The organism is Tunturiibacter lichenicola (genome assembly GCF_051013355.1).
Classification (GTDB): domain Bacteria; phylum Acidobacteriota; class Terriglobia; order Terriglobales; family Acidobacteriaceae; genus Edaphobacter; species Edaphobacter lichenicola_F.
On the sequence record NZ_CP132944.1, the window covers coordinates 1,549,585 to 1,566,244 of the forward strand.

The window sequence follows — 16,660 nt, forward strand, 5'->3', positions numbered from 1 at the left end:
CTTCTCCGAATGGTGACCGTGTTGGTGATGTTGTTTCTGGTCACGTTGGCAGCGCCAGAATGCTGCCCCAGTTGAAGCCTGCGCCGAAGACTGCGAGGACGATAGGCTTTGAGGGTTTTGGGTTGGCGGCGTGCCACTCGGAGGCGGCGATGAGAAGAGACGCGGAGGAGGTGTTGCCGTAGCGGTCGATGTTGCAGAAGAAGCTTTGTTCGGGGACGGTGAGGGCGGCGGCTACTTTGCGAATGAGGTTGAGGTTGGCCTGATGCATGAGGTAGGTGCCGACGTCGGCGGGCTTGAGATTGTTTTTGGTGAGGAGGTCTTCGATGGAGCGTGGGATCCTGCGAGAGGCTTGCAGGATGACGGCGAGGCCCTTCATCTCAATCGCGCCGCCAAGGGGGAGTTGAAGGGCGTCGGCGAAGTTGCCGTCGGTGGAGAGGGATACGTCGGCGATGGTAGCGAAGCCTTCGTTGGGCGAGACGATGCATGCTCCGGCACCATCACCGAAGAGGATGGCGGTGTCAGGGTCGGCGTCGGAGATGCGGCGGGACATGATCTCGGAGGCGACGATGAGGATGTTGCCGTAGCGGGGGGCGAGGTCGGCGGCGAAGGCGATGGCGATGAGAGAGCCGGCGCTGGCTACGGGGATGTCGATGGCTGGAGTTGCGGTGAGGCCGAGTTTGGCGGCGAGGACGGAGGCTGGACCGGGGAAGGTGCGCTCAGAGGAGCCGCTGGAGAAGAGGATGAGGCCGATGTCTTGCGGGGTGAGGCTGGCTTTTTCGAGACAGATGTTGGCGGCGGTGTGGCCGAGGTCGGCTACGGTGGTGCCTTCGGGGGCGTAGCGGCGCTCGCGGATGCCGCTACTCTTTTCCATGGTGGTGGCGTCGCGGCCGGTGCGTGCCTGGAGTGCGTCGTTGGTGACGACGAGGTCGGGGACGTGATGGCCGAAGGCGCGGAGGTAAGACATCTGCGGGCTCCTGATGCTGGATCAAGACTAAAGCAAAACGTGAGGCGTGGTGTGTGCGCTGCTGTTTGACGATAGGGTGTTGCATGCTGCGATTGGATGACGATTTGATTTCAGATTGGTTAGAAAAGAGGAGAAGTATATTCCTCCGCTTCGACTGCGCTCTGGGTGAGAAATGACAACAAAAGGGCAGACAACAGCAACTGCAACGACAACTGCGAAATACGGAGGTCTCTTCACTGCGTCGCGCGATGAGACCGCGCGACTTCGGTCGAGATGACGATTTTGTGGGTGCCCGTTTTAGAACAAAGCAAAAATAAGGACAACGGCATCGGCAAGAACAATGGCAACCGCGAAGACAAACGCAGATCCCCTTCTGGGATGAGAACACGAGAGGTAAGAGCAACTGCAACGACAACAGCAACTGCAAATGCGGGGGTTCTTCGCTCCGCTCAGAATGACAGATGTTTCGGTGGTGTTTGGTTGGGTGGTGGCGATGGAAGTGCGCTAGGTTTGGCGGCTGTCGAGGTAGGCTTCGATCTTGGTGACGGTGTCGAAGCGCTCGGGGACGAGGTCAGAGTCGGGAATTTTGACGTTGAACTCCTTTTCTAGGCCGGTGACGAGGTCGGGAAGGGTGAAGGAGTCTAGGGTGCCGGAGTCGAAGAGGGACTCATCGGGGGAGGGGTCGTTGGGGATCTCGGCTACGGCGTGGATGACCTTGAGGATGCCTGCTTGTTTGCTCATTGCGGTGCCTGCCTGGGTGATTTGTAACCAATTTCGTAGCTTTTGACGAAGTGATGTTTATTTCGTTTTCACTGCTCTCTATTTTTGTTTCGCTGCTGTCTATTTTGTTTCACTCTGGGCGCGAACGAGGGGCGGTGGGTAGGCGTCGTACTGCTGGACTATATCGGAAAAGAGAGCGCTGGCCAACTCGTTGTAGCCCTCGCCGGTGAAGTGAGTGTGGTCGGGTTGAGCCCAGCTGATGGCGACCCAGTCGCGCATGGAACCGAAGCCTCCCATGCGGGAGCGCTGGTCCCAGTAGGCGCAGTTCATCTGGTGGCAGACGGCGCGCTGGGCCTGGACGATGCGGTCGACGCCGGCGAAGGCGGCCCAGCCGTGGCGACCGTTGCGCAGGGCGCGGTCGGGTGGGCCGACGACGAGGATGGAGGCATTGGGAGCGAGGCGGCGGCAGCGCTCGATGATGCGGCGAAGGAGGGAGGCGTAGGTTTCTTCGGTCCAGTTGCGGTCGCCAGCCTCGTTGGTGCCGTAGGCGAGAACGATGAGTGCGGGGTTGGTCTCTGCCATGAGAGTCTGCTGAAGGGCTTCGTTCCAGCGGAGGAAGAGCGAGGCTTCGGCACCGTTGATACCGGCGGCTTCGTAGGTGACGCCTGCGGCGTTTTCCATGGAAAGGCCGAGGAGGCGGACGGGAGCGGATTGGGTGGTGAGGACTTCGATGTGATGATGACCTGCAGGGATGGTGGTGTTGTAGTGGCCTGCGCTGACTTCGCCTGTAGGGAGTGTGGTTGCGGGTGCTCCGACTGATTGGGTTTGTGGCGCTTGGGTCTGGAGCGTCTGGTCGGGATCGATTGCGACGGCATCCGTAGCGTCTGTTTGGGTGGAGTCGGCGGAGAGGAATGCTTTCGTGCCAGCGGGTGTGGGTTGGGTCGTTGCGGAGGGAGTCAGGGTCTGGCCGGTGGCGGTGGAGATGGTGGCCAGGAGCTGGTCGTTGTCGCGGATCTCGATGGTGCCGCCGTTGGGCTGGATGAGGTACTGGACCTCGAGGGAGGTTGCGTCGGCGTCGACGGTGACCCAGTTCCCTGCTGCTTCGGTGCTGAGACTGACGCCGCCCATGCCGACTAGTCCGTCGCCGATGTCGCGGAGGTGAGTGCCGAGGGCGAGCCAGTCGGTGGATTGGGCGCGGCTCGTGCCGTGGATGCGATAGCCGGCGAAGGGGTAGCCCGCGTATTGGAAGCCCGCGCCGCCGTTGCCGAACTTGTCTTGGAAGAGGGTGCGGAGGGCACCGGTGAACATGTCGGCTGCGGTGTGGGAGTCGCCGAACTGGATGACGCGGACGAGTTGGCCGTGGGGGTCGGCTTCGAGCTGATGGAGCTGATTGAAGAAGGGGCGGAGGGCTCGGGGGTTTTCAATGCCGACGCGGGTGCTGGCCAGGCTGTGATTGATGCGGTCGGTGATGATTTCGCGGGTGTTCAGCGAGACGTGCGCGGTGTGAGCGGTGCCAGTGGTTTTGTGGGTGGCGTGAGTGGTGGATTTTGTGGAGTGCTTTTTTGATTTTGGAGGCTTGGCGGCGGGGGCGCGCTTTGTCTTGGAGGGGGACTTCGTTCCCGTCGTGTCGGTTTCGACGGCGTGCAGGGTGAGGCCGGCTGAGAGGGAGAGCAGGAGGAGGGCCGTGGGGAGCGGGCGAAGCTTCATCTATTGAACCCCTGTGGGTTTGACGATTGAAGTTTGCGTTGCGGCCTGCGTTGGTATTGCGTCTGCGACGGGAGTTGAAGGTTTGTTTTGGGGAGGCTGGTGATTTTGCATGTATCGTTCGTAGCCTATCAGGAGTTGGCCGGTGAGAAGCTGGGCGACGATGCGGGCTCCTTGCGGGGAGGGGTGGATGAGGTCGGCTCCGACCATGGCGGGGTGGCGGTCGTACCAGCGTGCCATGGTGCCGCTGCCGCCCATGGCCTGGTAGGTGTTGAAGAAGCCGCAGCCGGTCTGCTGGGCGACGCGCTGCTGGATGGTGACGATCTCGGGGATGGCGCGCATGGTGGAGATCTGGTCGCCGCTGCGTTCGCCGCGGTCCATGGGGCTCATGATGAGGATGGAGGCGTTGGGGAGGGCGGCGCGGACGCGGCCGATGGCGCGGATAAGCTCCGGCTCGTAGAGCTTTTCGACGTAGGAGGGGAAGCCGCTCTCGTTGGTGCCGTAGTTGATGACGACGAGGTCGGGGTTGCGATGCTGGAGTGAGGCGGCGAAGGTGGTGGGGTTGAAGGCGCGGGACATGACGGTGGTGGAGGCGCCGTTGAGGCCGATGCTGTCGTAGGTGAGGCCAAGGTTGTCGCGGCTGAAGGCTACGCCGAAGAGTTGGACGGGGCTGCCGGAGACGCGGAGCTCTACTTTTTTGGTGCCGGGTGGGAGGGGAATGGAGGTTGCGGCGTTTTGTTTGGTGTCGGCAGCAGTCTGGACGGTGCCTGCGGGGGTGCCGTCGGCGATGACCTGGAGGTTGCCGCCGTTGGGTTCGGCGAGGTACTCGACTTCGATGGCGGTGGAGTCGTGGGCGCTGAGGTGGATGGTGCTGGTTGCGCCGACGGAGCCGGTGAAGATGGCGCCACCGAGGCCGTAGTTGGCTTCGCGCATGGAGCCGACGGCGGTGTCGATCTTCCAGCCGTCGGCGGAGACATCGACGCCGTGATGGCCGTACCAGGCCCACGGTTTTGCGATGAGGATGAAGCCGGGGCCGGCGTTGCCGAAGCGCTGTTGGAGGAGTTCGCGGGCGTCGCCGGTGATGAGGTCGGCGGTGGTGGGGGAGTCGCCGTAGTGGACGATGCGGACATCTCGTTTGTTTGGGCCGGTGCTGAGGTTCTCGAGGGCTGCGTAGAAGTGGTCGAGGACGCCGTTGTCGTCGATGAGGAATTCGGATTGGAGGGTGGAGTTGGCGGCGTCTTTTGGCGAGCGGCCGCGGGCGTTGGGGTCGGGTATGGCGAGGGTTGGGGAGACAGGGGGGATGGGGACTTTGGCTACGGGGACGTAGGAGGTGCGGTCGGTGGGAAATTGGGTGATGGGGCGGATGGTTGAGGTGGGGTCCAGGCCCTTGGTGCGGTCGAGACCGTAGTGCACGGCGAGGAGTATGGCCGCGAAGGTTGCGGCGGCGAGGAGGGTTTGGGTTGGGAAGTTGCTTGGCATTGAGTTAGGTGGGCACTCTGGACGAAGACTTTGTGCGGGATATAAGAACGAGCAACGGCAAAGGCAAAATACGGGGGTCTCTCCACTGCGCAGCGGACGATGAAGCCGTCCGCTGCTTCGGTCGAGATGACGAATTATTTAGCGGTTCCTTTTTCGTAGCTGTCATTTGGTTAGAAGTTGCTGTAGACGAAGGAGGTTGAGCCGCGGCCTGCGAAGAACTCGATGAGCAGGATGGCGGCGGCGAGGCCTGCGCCTTGCAGGACGAAGGGAGCGCGGCCAAAGACTTCGACGGTGCGATCGAACCATTTGACCGGGATTGCGTGGAGAGCTACGCCAGCGAGCATGACGCCGACGATGGGGAGCGTGATGTTGCTGACGGAGAACGTCATAGAGGCTAGCCGGCCTAGGATGGCTACGGCTGTGGCGACGTCCGGGGAGCGGAAGAAGATCCATGTGAGACAGACGAAGTGGAACGTGATGAAGATGCCGACGTATCTGCCCCAAGGGGTGGGAGCGCGTTTGCCGCGGAAGGTTTGGTAGGTGCGGAGAGTGCTTAGGCCGAGGCCGTGGAGGAGCCCCCAGAGGGCAAAGGTCCAGCCGAGGCCGTGCCAAAGGCCGCCGAGGAGAAAGACGATGATGGGGTAGAGATAGGGTGCCCCCTTCCAGCGATAGGCGTTTGGCAGTGAAGAGTACACGTAATCGCGGAGCCATTTGGAGAAGGTGATGTGCCAACGCTTCCAGAAGTCGGCGATGTTGACGGACCAGTACGGGCGGTTGAAGTTATCGGGGACGGTGAGGCCGAAGAGGAGACAGAGGCCCATGGCGATGTCGGTGTAACCGGAGAAGTCGAAGTAGATCTGGAGGGCGTAGGCGTAGACGCCGATGAGGACCTCGGCCCCGCTGTAGAGGGTGGGAGTGTCGAAGATGCGGTTGGCGACGTTGTTGGAGAGGAAGTCGGCGATGAGAAGCTTCTTGCCGAGGCCCGAGGCGATGAGGAGGAAGGCTCTGCCGCCCTGGGTTGGAGTGAGGGAGAAGGGTTGCTGAAGTTGCTTGATGAGGTCGGAGATGCGGTTGATGGGGCCGGCGACGATGACGGTGAAGAGCGAGGCGGAGGTGAGGTGGGTGAGATAGCTGCGAGTTCCCTTCTGGTCGATGCCGCGGAAGAGATTGATGGTGTAAGTCATTGATTGGAAGCAGTAAAAGGAGAGGCTAAGGGGGAAGACCCAGCGGTAGAGCTCGCCCAGCGCGACGGGGATGCACTTGGTCGCGGCTAGCAGGCCGACGTTTAATAGGACGCTGATGGAGACGAGGGCTCGGCGACGGGAAGTCTGGTCGCGGGGGACTCTTTGCAGGCCGAGGCCCACGAGGTAGTCGATGGTTGCGGCTGTCAGCAGAAGGACGGGGTAAAACCAGGCGAGGCGGGCGAGGAAGAAGGCGTTGGCGAGCAAAAGGACGGAAAGACGGGCGTTTTTCCAGCGATAACAAAGCCAATACAGCGTGATTGCTGTGGCGGCAAAGGCGAAGTACGCTGGGCTTAAGGGGGACATGACGGTGCTACCTCAAGGGGTAAGTCGGGCGTCGAAGAGGGATTTCGGGTTTTCCGGACGGATTCCGCGGCCAACTCGTTTTGGCCGCCGGAAGCTGTCGTTCGGGAAGATCGATGATCCTGCTTTTCAAGCACATCGTTACATGAGCCCGCTCAGCGCGTTGGACGAAATAAAAAAACAAAAAGTATGTACCCCGGATATTAACTCCTCTGATCGAGGCAGGAGTAACTCCTTTGTAACGAGGAGTTGGCGAGTGGAGATTTTTCTGCATCTTTTCTGAGGCTCCGAGGCAACCCAAAATCGGTTGACAATGCGGCTTGGATGTGATGAACCGGGCGTCATTTTTGCGTTAAAAAAAGCCCGCTTAGGCCTTGAATTTCATATACTTAAGGCATGGAACTGATACCCGGAAACGAACGTGCAGCAACCCTGATTGGAAGGACCCGGACCGCCGTCACTTTGGCGGCGCTGGTCGTTCTGTCAGCCTTTGCGACGGACAACGCCACTCCGGCATCCGCGCTAGCCATGGGCCCGGCGACGGTGATGCATGATGTCACCACCGCCGAGATCGTTACGACCGTCCAGCCTCCCAGGACCCCGATATTGAAGAGAATCAAGAGCGGCTTTGCCAGCTGGTATGGCGAGGTGCTCCAGGGCCACAGAACAGCGAGCGGCCGGATCTTCGACAAGAACGAGCTGACCGCCGCGCATCGCACCCTGCCGTTCGGCAGCAAGGTGAAGGTGACCGATCTGCGCAATAAACGATCCGTCATTGTGACCATTACCGATCGTGGAGTTCTCTTCCCGGACAGGGTGATCGACCTGTCTCTGGGCGCGGCCAGGGAGCTGAAGATGGTCAGTATGGGTGTTGATCCGGTGAGGCTGGAGCTGCTGACCTTCCAGAACTAGGCCCTGGACTCTTGATCGGATGATTTTGAACATTCTTTAGTTCCAGCTTTAGCTATTTTGTGACGTTCACCGTGCCGGCGCCCTTCGGGGTGCCGGTGGTGTTTTAACTATGGAGTTTTTGGTGTGGCTGCCTGGGCGGTAGGATGGCGGTATGCCAATTGATGCACGGTTGCAGAGGATCTTGGATGAGGCGAAGGCGCTGGGACATCCGCCCCAGCATGAACAAACTCCGGAGCTTGCCCGGTTTCATCGACGGGAGATGATGGCGCGGTTTGTGCCAATGCCGGAGTACAGCGGCGTGAAGACAGAAGATCGTTCGGTCCCGGCCGATGGCCGAGAGATTCCTGTGCGAGTTTATCGGTCTAGCGGAGATGGGCCGTCACCGGTGGTTGTGTTCTTTCACGGCGGAGGGTGGGTGACGGGTACGCTCGAGACGCATGATCCCTACTGCAGGGCGCTGGCTCAAGAAGCGGGTGTTGTGGTGGTCGCGGTAGACTATCGGCTGGCGCCGGAGCATAAGTTTCCGGCGGGATTGGAGGATTGCCTTGCCGCGACCGAGTGGGTGCTTGCGCATGTGCGGGAGTTGGGTGGAGATGCTTCGCGGGTGATCGTTGGGGGCGATAGTGCCGGGGCGACGTTGGCTACCGTGGTGGCTTTGTTACTCAGGGATAAAGGCGTGAAGGGACTGGCCGGGCAGATTCTGCTGTATCCGGCTACGGCTTATTATGAGCCGGCTACGGCTTCGTACGTGGAGAATGCGGAGGGGTATGGGCTGACGCAGAAGGGGATGATCTGGTTTTGGGATCACTACCTGAATGACAAGGCAGAGGCTGGAGATTTTCGGGTGGCACCGCTGCTCGCGTCCTCGCTGGCGGGTCTGCCAAGGGCCATTGTGGTAACGGCGGAGTACGACGTACTGCGGGATGAGGGGCAGGCTTATGCGAAGAGGCTGGTCGAGGCTGGGGTGGCGGTGACTGAGGTATTTGCGGAGGGGATGAACCATGGGTTTGCGGCTTCGGCGAATGAGTTTCCATTTTTGCCGCAGGCTAAGGACGTGCTTAGGCAGGTGGCGGAGTGGGTAAAGGCTGTTGGTTGAAGGCTGGTCGCTACGTTGGCTTCTTTGGAGTCCATTTTTTGCGAGCGGGGGCTGCGTCGGCGGGTGGTGTCGGAGCTTCGGGCTCTGCGGCCGGTAGAGGGGCCGACTCGGGTGGGGTGACCGATGGGGTAGGGCTATTCGAAGAGGGTGACTTCGGTTGCCACTTCTTGCGTTCTGTCGGGGACGCGCTGGTGGGGGGCTGGAGCGCCGGTGCGGATTGAGCCTCGGCTACCGTAGGTGATGGGGCCGCGATGATTTCGGAGGCCTGCTGTTGAGCAGGTTGCTGTTCGTGCGTGAGGGCTGTGGTTTTGGGTTGCCACTTTTTTCGTTCTGGAACCGCTGGCGATGGCGAAGCTGGCGTGGGGGTGATGGCTACTGTTGCTGACGACTGCTCTGCGTGTTGCGTGGGGATGGCCGACTTAGGTTGCCACTTCTTGCGCTCGACTGATGGAGGTTCCGGGAGAGTAGTTTCTGTTGGGATTGTTTCGGCCGCTTGAGAGGCGACAACGGGAGAAGCAGGTGCGGGTGATTCTGATATGTCCGGCACGACGGTGGTTGCGATGGATTCGCTTTTTGGCGTGGGGGTGGTGAGGCCTTTGCTGCGGCGAACGCCTTCGAGGAGAAGCTCGGCTACATCTTTGATGGCGATGTCTTCGGAGTTGGCTTTACCTGGGGTGCTGCCGAGCATGCTCTTGCAGAAGGGGCAGCCTACGGCGAGGACCTTTTCTCCTGCGGCAGGCGCAAGGGTTTGCTGGGCTTCGCGGAAGCGGTTGTCGGAGATGCGTTCGTTGCCTTCCTCTTCTTCCTTCCAGAACTGCGCTCCTCCTGCGCCGCAGCAGAAGGCGTTTTCGCGGTTGCGGGGGAGTTCGGGGGTGGCATTGCCGAGGATGTGGAGGAGGTTGCGGGGAGCTTCGTAGACGCCGTTGTGACGACCGAGGTAGCAGGGGTCGTGATAGGTGATCGTCGCCTCAGACCGCGTGGGGGTGAGTTTCTTGTTGGCGACGAGGGTTTCGAGATACTCAGTGTGGTGCATGACCTTGTAGTCGCCACCGATCTGTTTGTACTCGTGTCCGATGGAGTTCATGCAATGGGGGCAGCTGGCGACTACGAGCTTGGGCTTCACGGTGTTCAGGGTGGAGACGTTTTTGTCAGCTAGCTGGCGGTAGAGATATTCGTTGCCGGCGCGGCGGGCGCTGTCGCCGGTGCAGCACTCTTTTTTTCCGAGGACGGCGAAGTTGACGTCGGCGTGGTTGAGGAGTTCGACGAAGGCGCGGGCAGTTTTTTGAGCTTGAGGATCGTAGCTTGCGGCACAGCCTACCCAGTAAAGGACATCGGGGGTTGGATTTTCGTCGGTGGTTTTGACGTTGAGGCCGTCGGCCCAGGCTAGGCGCTGCTCGTGGTTGATGCCCCATGGGTTCTGGGCGCGCTCCATGCCGCGGAAGGCGGATTGAAGCTGCGAGGGGAACTCGCCTTCGATCATGACCTGGTTGCGGCGGATGTCGATGATGTCGAGCATCTGCTCGTTTTGGGTGGGGCAGACCTCCATGCAGGCTCCGCAGGTGGTGCAGGCCCACGCGGCTTCGGGGGAGAGAGCGAATTGCAGGAGTGGATTGGGGCTTGGAGTGTTTTTTTCAAACGGCGCAGCTGTGAAGGTGAAGGGGGTTTGCTGCGAGGCGAGGTCGTTGAGCTCCATGCGCTTGTTGATCTCGAGCGCGGCGGGTGAGAGGGATTTGCCGGTGGCGGTGGCGGGACAGACGTCCTGACAGCGGTTGCACTGGATGCAGGCGTAGGCGTCGAGAAGGCGGGGCCATGCGAGATCTTCGAGCTTGTTGGCTCCGATGGTCTTTGTGTCGGCTTCGGTGTCGATATCGATTGCAGCGAGCGGAAGGACGCCGGTGGTGGGCTCGCGGGCAACGAGATACTTCGCGGGAGCCATGAAGATATGGATGTGTTTGGTGTAGGGGAAGTAGGCGAGGAAGGCGAGGACACTGCCGAGTGCTCCCCAGTAGCCGAAGATGCGCAATGCCTCTGCGTGCGCGGGGTTGACGAGGTGCGAGAGGAGGGTGGCGAAGGGCTGAAATTTATCGGGGTCTTCGATTGCGATTTTAGCTGCAGCCCCGATGGCGCGGCTGCCTACGTGGAAGAGGATGAAGGCGGAGACGATGAGGGAGTCGGTGGGGATTTTGCTGCGGAGGACGTCGGGGTGAAGGAGGGTGCGCGGGTTGAAGCGGAAGTCTCGGCGGCTGGACAGAGCAAAGCGGCGGATGACGAGCGCGATGACGCCGAGGAGGACGAGGAAGCTGAGAATATCGGCGAAAAGCTTGTAGGCAGCGATGACGAGAACAATGGCGACAGCCAAGCCAAAGAGGTTCGAAGAAAAGCTGATGCCTGACGGCACAAGAATGTAGCCTTCGGCCGCATCGACTAAGTTGACCAGGCCGTAGAAGACGAAGCCATAGAAGATGAAGGAGTGAAAGAGGCCGATGGCAGGGCGCTTCTTGAAGGTGCGCTGTTGGGTGAGCGTTGTGGTGAGGGCGTAGACGAGGCGGCGGAGGAGATTGTTGAAGCGTGGTTCGGGGTCTGCGGTGCCGCGGCGAATGCGGAGGTAGAGCCGATAGAAGCCTTGCAGGCCCAGGGCGAGGGTGACGATGGCGAAGATGAGAAAGGCGATCTTCTGAGGGAATGGAAGCATTGGGCCGGCACCGCTCGTGTTGGTTGTTCGGGTTGCGCGATTCTGTTCCAGCTAAAGCTATTCGATGGAGCTGGAACAGACAAGAGCAAATGCGGTGGTCTCTCCGCTGCGCGACAGACGATGATGCTGTCTGTCGCTTCGGTCGAGATGACGATTCTTTTACTCGTCGTTGAACAGATGTTACGTGCTATTTCTTGAGTTCGGTGAGGATGGCAGGGACGAGTTGGGTGACGTCGCCGACGATGCCGTAGTCGGCGATTTTGAAGATGGGGGCTTCGGCATCGCGGTTGATGGCTACGATAGTTTTGCTTTTGTTCATGCCGGAGAGATGTTGTACCGCGCCGGAGATGCCGATCGCTATGTAGGTTTTTGGCTGTACGGTTTTGCCGGTCTGTCCGACTTGTTCTGAGTAGGGACGCCAGCCGGCGTCGACGATGGCGCGGGTTGCGCCGACGGCTGCGCCGAGTTGGTCGGCGAGAGCTTCGACGTATTGGGTGAAGCCTTCGGCACTACCGACACCGCGACCACCAGAGACTACGATGTCAGCTTCGGTGAGCCCGACGCGGGAGCTGCGTTCGACGGTTTTCCCGGTGACCTTGAGACGCGGCGTGGGAAGGTTGAGGTCGACGTCGAACTGCTCGGCTGCCTCGGTGCGCGGGGAGGAGGGGCTGAAGACTCCTGGTTTGATAGTAACGACAGCGATGGGACCTGTCGCTTTGATGGTTTCGGTGACCCGCGCGAGGTAGGTGTAGCGTTGTGCCGTGAGAGTCTCGCCGCTGGCTTTGAGGCTGATGACGTCTTCGAGGAGGGGGGCGTCGAGTTTGATGGCGACGCGGGGGCTGTACTCGCGACCGCTCCGACTGCCGCCGATGAGGACAGCGGAGGCTTCGCCTTCGGTGGCGATCTGAGCGACGGCAGCGGACCAGAGTTCGGGGTCATACTGGGCCAGCGCGGGCAGATCAGCGACGAGGACCTGATCGACGGCTTTCGCGATTTCGGCTGCGACTGCGGCGATGTTGCTGCCCAGGACCAGTGCGGTGATGGGAGCTTCGCGGCCGAGTTCTCGCGCGGCGGTGACCATCTCCCAGGTGCTCTTGCTTACTTTTCCGTTGGCGTACTCCACGACGATGAGAATCATGCGATCACCCTTGCTTCGTTGCGGAGGAGATCGACGAGCTGCGCGGCGGCAGCGGGGACATCTTTGCCATCGATGATTTTGTTGAGGCGATTTTTCACCTGGATCTCGGCGCTGATGAACTTCAACTTCGGAGTAACGTTGAACTGGTCGAGGGAGTCTTTGCGCATCTCTTTTTTCTTCGACTTCATGATGTTGGGGAGCGTGGGGTAGCGCGGCTCGTTGAGGCCCTGCTGCGTAGTGACGACGGCGGGAAGTTCGAGCGTGAAGGACTCGCTACCTTCGTCGGCGTCGTGCTTGCCGGTGAGGGTGGTGCCGGAAAGTTCAAGGGCGCTGGTCCAGGTGACCTGGGGCCACTGGAGGCGCTCGGCAGTGGCGGCGGCGAGGGCGTGGCTGTCCCAATCGGCCTGTTGGCCGCCGGAGAAGACGAGGGTCGCTTCTTCCTGCGTGGCGAGCTGGGCGAGGACTTTACTGAGAGCGATGGCGTCGAGGCGGATGTCGGTTTCGACGTGGATGGCGCGGTCGGCGCCCATGGCCAGGGCGGTGCGGAGGGCGTCCTGCACGCGGGCGGGGCCGACGGCGACGGCGACGATCTCGGCTTCTGTGCCGCTCTCGCGCAGGCGTAGAGCCTCTTCGACTCCATACTCGTCCATCGTGTCCATGACGAGTTTGCTGTTTTCGAGAGCAACCGTCTCGTTTGCTACATGTACGCTCTCTTCGGCGTCGAGAACCTGCCGAAGGTAAGTGAGGATGCGCATGTTTTCACTACCTCATTCTTGTGTATCAAGTATTTTGACTCGATGGTGCTGTTCAACGTTTTCAGATCTGGGTGATCGCGATGACTTCGCACTAACGGGAGAAGGATACTGAACGGTCATTCAGTTAGTCAATGTAGGCTTTTTATGGTGTGAATTACGCACTCCGGAGGGTGTCGCGAATGGGTGCCGTGATCAAACTTTAAGACCGATGAGGCGCATCAATTCAATTCCGTTGCTCTTGGTGACAACGCCGTCCTGCAGCTTGAAGTCGAACTTCATTTTGCCGTCTTCGATCTCGTCCTGAAGGTGCACGTTGTGCAGACGGTTATCTCGCTGCTCTCCGATGTTGGTCAGGGCGAGATCGTGAGTGCTGATGAGGCCGATGGCTCCGCTGTTCAGCAACGCGCGGACGACGCCTTCGGCGCCGATGAGACGATCCTTCGAGTTTGTGCCTTGAAGGAGTTCGTCCAACAGGAAGAGGACTGGAGGGCGTTGCTCGGCGAGGTCACGAATGTGACGGAGGCGCGTGATCTCGGCGTAGAAGCGGGAGCTGCCTTCTTGTAGCGAGTCGTTGATGAGGATGCTCGCTCCTATTTGTAATGGTGTTAGTTGCAGATGCCGGGCGCGTACGGGGCCGCCAGCCATCGCGAGGACGGTGTTGATGCCGACCGAGCGCATGAGCGTGCTCTTGCCGGACATGTTGGAGCCGCTGATGAGGAGGACTTTGGTCTCTCCGCAGACGCTGATGTTGTTGCGGACGCACTTTGCGGCGGGAATGAGGGGATGGCCCAGCTCTGTAGCAGTAATGCAGGGTGAGCCTTCGACGAACTCGGGGAATGGATCGGCAGGGTGCTCATAGCTGTAGGCGGAGAGGGAGAGGAGCGCCTCTGCTTCACCGATTGCGCGAAGCCAGGAGCGTACGGCTGCTCCGTGAGCGCTGCGCCACGCTTCTGCCGCGTACGCGACCTGGACTCCGTAGAGCAGAGGCACGTTGAGAGCGCGCATGATGGGGTTTTCGAGTGCGTTGATGTACTCGACGATGGTGCGCAGGCGGGCGATGGCCTGGGAGCCTGCGAGATGATGGGAAAAGAGATCGGCCCTGAGGGTTTGTAGACGCGGGGATTGGAACTGCTCACGTTCCAGACGAGCAAGCAGCGAAGAGAGGAGTTGAAGATCTTTGAGGGCGTGCTCGGTGGAGTGGAGAATTTCGGCGGTCTGCTTCCGCAGGGATGCGGTGATGATGCTCGCGAGAATGAGGGCGATGAAGAATGGCGTTTTTTCTCCGAGTTCGGCCCAGTAGACTGCCGACGCTATCGATGCGAAGGAGAGAAGGAGAGAGATCCAACGGAGAGATCTTTGCTTGAGCTGATTCGGAGCCTCCGCCCATTGAGTGAGCGCTTCCGGATGAACACCAACTTTAAGGTCTTCACCGAGGATGGCTATGTCTTCGCGAAGATCGAGGTAGGGACGAAGTTCGGCGACTGCGGTCTGGCGTAATTTGATTTCTGCGACAGGTGATGGTGAGAGGAGCCACGCGGCGAGCGTGTCCTCGCCCATGCGGGTGCGCGAGAGTGAGAGAAGTTCGAAGAGGCTGGCAGTGCCGAAGAGATCGAGGTCGGTAGCGTAGAGGCTGGAATGAGTGTCGATGCGATCGCCGGTCTGGCCGGTGCCGACCCAGCGATCTTCGATGCGGGCGAGGCCGCTGCGGTAGAAGCCGACGGCACGCTCGGCGCAGGAACGATTGCGCAGGACCTTCGCGTGAAGGATTGCTATGACGAGGAATGCTGCGACGCCAATAAGCAACCACCATACGGAAAATGCTTCGTCGTGAAGAGTGAACCAGGCAGCAATCAGGGTGGCAACGACTACGAGAAGGCGGAGATTTCCGAAGCGGAGATGCAGTCTTTCGAAGTGCGCGACCTGCATCTCGTGGGCTTGCTGGCGTTGCTTGTACTCCCCTGATGGGGAGGGATTGAGGGAAGGCACAGAGGTATTATCGCTTACCTCTGTGCTTCCGATCAGGTTGTCGCGGCGGTTAGGTTGTGGTTGTGGTGGCTTCGATCGCGTTCGTGGCGGCGACGCGAGCGTACCATTTTCCGGAGTCCTTCATGTAGCGGCGCTGCGTGGGGAAGTCGACGAAGACGAGGCCAAAGCGCTGGGTATAGCCTTCGGACCACTCGAAGTTATCGAGGATCGACCAGGCGTGATAGCCGCGCACGTCGGCACCGTCCTGGATGGCGCGGGCGAGTTCGCGGAGATGTTCGCGATAGTAGTGGATGCGGCGTACGTCAGCGACTCGACCGCTGGCGTCGGGGTAGTCGCCGTAGGAGCAGCCGTTTTCAGTGATCTCAATGGGGAGTTTGTAGTCTTTCGAGACGCGCTGGACGATGTCGTAGATGCCGCGAGGATAGACCTCCCAACCTATTTCGGTGAGCGGACCATCTTTGCCGTCGCTCAATTCAAAGCCCATTGCAGCGTATGAGGGTTTCGTAGGAATCGGAGTTGTGGGGGCGGCGACGAGTCTGCGGAAGTAGTAGTTGACTCCGATGTAGTCGAGCGGGGCTGTCATGCGCTTGTCGTCGCCACTTTGAAAGCCCATGGTCTCGAGAGGAACGCCGTTGACGAATGCTTCGGGGTAGTGGCCGCGCAGAGCGGTCTCGAGAAACCAGACGTTGTTGAAGGCGTCGAAACGCTTGGCTGCGGCGGCATCCTCTGGAGAAGAGGTGAGTGGAGTCGCAGGCGACATGCTGAAGGCACTGCCGACTTTGGATTTGGGCGCGATGGCTTTGATGGCGCGGAAGGCGTCGCCTTGGGCCAGGTTTACGGTGTGTGATGCTTTGAGGAAGAGATCGAACTCTTTCTTGCCGGGTGCGTGGCGGCCGTCTGCGTAGCCGAGGTAGGTGAAGACCCAGGGTTCGTTGAAGATGGCCCACGTTTGAATGCGGTCGCCTAGTGCTTTGAGGACGATCTCTGTGTAGTCGGCGAAGCGGGCAGCGGTGTCGCGGTTGGGCCAGCCGCCTTTGTCTTCGAGGGGTTGGGGGAGATCCCAGTGGTAGAGCGTGACGAGGGGTCGCATGCCAGCGGCAAGGACGGCATCGGTGAGGCGCTTGTAGTAGTCGATTCCCTTCTCATTCACGGCTCCTGTGCCAGTCGGTTGAATGCGCGGCCACGCGATGGAGTAGCGATAGCTGCGGAGATTCATCTTCTTCATGATGGCGATATCTTCCGGGAAGCGATTGTATTCATCGCAGGCGATGTCGCCTGTCCATGCGCCTTTTACGTTGCCGAGGGCGTGGCTGAAGGTGTCCCAGACTGACGGGCCGCGGCCGTCGATGTTCCATGCGCCTTCGACTTGATAGGAGGCGGTGGCGCTGCCCCAGAGGAAATCTTTGGGGAAGGTGACTTGGCCGGCGGCTGCGGTTGGCGCGGGTTCCGGAGACAGCGCGTTCGTGGCGAAGGACAGCTTCGGGAGCGCAGCGGCGGCGGCCCAGGCAGAGGTTTGGGTGAGGAAACTGCGACGATTCATGACAGGAGCGTCTCCGGGAGATGGGTTTGAAGGCGAATTCAGCGGAAAAAGTTTGGAGCGGGAAAACGTTAACTTTCGTGGGTATTTTGGGTAAAACCGGCGAGAAAACGTGGTGTTTTGATGGTTAATT

At 60.3% G+C, this 16,660-nt stretch carries 12 protein-coding genes; 2 read left to right on the plus strand and 10 right to left on the minus strand.

Annotated elements, in window-relative coordinates:
* Positions 1–40 precede the first annotated feature (40 nt).
* From RBB82_RS06705 to RBB82_RS06725, 5 genes are all read right to left on the minus strand, one after another.
* The gene (locus RBB82_RS06705; protein WP_433974347.1) at positions 41–964 is read right to left on the minus strand and encodes a 3-oxoacyl-ACP synthase III family protein; all 924 of its coding nucleotides are present in this window, start codon (positions 962–964) and stop codon (positions 41–43) included.
* Positions 965–1,468: 504 nt separating this feature from the next.
* Entirely contained in the window at positions 1,469–1,705 is a 237-nt protein-coding gene (locus tag RBB82_RS06710; protein ID WP_433974348.1) for an acyl carrier protein, read from the minus strand.
* Positions 1,706–1,804: 99 nt separating this feature from the next.
* Positions 1,805–3,391 (minus strand): SGNH/GDSL hydrolase family protein, encoded by a 1,587-nt coding sequence (locus RBB82_RS06715; RefSeq protein ID WP_433974349.1) that lies wholly within the window; start codon positions 3,389–3,391, stop codon positions 1,805–1,807.
* A complete protein-coding gene (locus RBB82_RS06720) occupies positions 3,392–4,867 on the minus strand; it encodes a GDSL-type esterase/lipase family protein (RefSeq protein WP_433974350.1) in 1,476 nt (491 codons plus the stop codon).
* Positions 4,868–5,037: 170 nt separating this feature from the next.
* Entirely contained in the window at positions 5,038–6,414 is a 1,377-nt protein-coding gene (locus RBB82_RS06725; RefSeq protein WP_433974351.1) for an MBOAT family O-acyltransferase, read from the minus strand.
* Between the two features lie 393 nt (positions 6,415–6,807).
* On the opposite strand from RBB82_RS06725, the gene RBB82_RS06730 reads away from it, so the two are divergent.
* Both RBB82_RS06730 and RBB82_RS06735 read left to right on the plus strand, forming a co-directional pair.
* Positions 6,808–7,323, plus strand: a complete 516-nt coding sequence (locus tag RBB82_RS06730) for a septal ring lytic transglycosylase RlpA family protein (RefSeq protein ID WP_433974352.1) — start codon at positions 6,808–6,810, stop codon at positions 7,321–7,323.
* A gap of 151 nt (positions 7,324–7,474) precedes the next feature.
* Complete coding sequence (locus RBB82_RS06735; RefSeq protein ID WP_433974353.1) at positions 7,475–8,419, plus strand: alpha/beta hydrolase; 945 nt, start codon at positions 7,475–7,477, stop codon at positions 8,417–8,419.
* Positions 8,420–8,429: 10 nt separating this feature from the next.
* On the opposite strand, the gene RBB82_RS06740 is transcribed toward RBB82_RS06735, so the two are convergent.
* The 5 genes from RBB82_RS06740 to RBB82_RS06760 all read right to left on the minus strand — a co-directional run bounded on the left by RBB82_RS06740 (position 8,430) and on the right by RBB82_RS06760 (position 16,530).
* Positions 8,430–11,111, minus strand: coding sequence for a heterodisulfide reductase-related iron-sulfur binding cluster (locus tag RBB82_RS06740; RefSeq protein WP_433974354.1), 2,682 nt, complete (start codon positions 11,109–11,111; stop codon positions 8,430–8,432).
* Positions 11,112–11,298: 187 nt separating this feature from the next.
* Positions 11,299–12,249, minus strand: a complete 951-nt coding sequence (locus RBB82_RS06745; RefSeq protein ID WP_433974355.1) for an electron transfer flavoprotein subunit alpha/FixB family protein — start codon at positions 12,247–12,249, stop codon at positions 11,299–11,301.
* The gene (locus tag RBB82_RS06750; RefSeq protein ID WP_433974356.1) at positions 12,246–13,004 is read right to left on the minus strand and encodes an electron transfer flavoprotein subunit beta/FixA family protein; all 759 of its coding nucleotides are present in this window, start codon (positions 13,002–13,004) and stop codon (positions 12,246–12,248) included. Before RBB82_RS06750 ends, RBB82_RS06745 begins: the two co-directional genes overlap by 4 nt.
* 192 nt (positions 13,005–13,196) lie before the next feature.
* Positions 13,197–14,990: a MutS-related protein gene (locus tag RBB82_RS06755; protein WP_433974357.1), complete on the minus strand. Its 1,794-nt coding sequence runs from the start codon at positions 14,988–14,990 to the stop codon at positions 13,197–13,199.
* A gap of 49 nt (positions 14,991–15,039) precedes the next feature.
* The gene (locus tag RBB82_RS06760) at positions 15,040–16,530 is read right to left on the minus strand and encodes a GH1 family beta-glucosidase (RefSeq protein ID WP_433974358.1); all 1,491 of its coding nucleotides are present in this window, start codon (positions 16,528–16,530) and stop codon (positions 15,040–15,042) included.
* Positions 16,531–16,660: the final 130 nt, after the last annotated feature.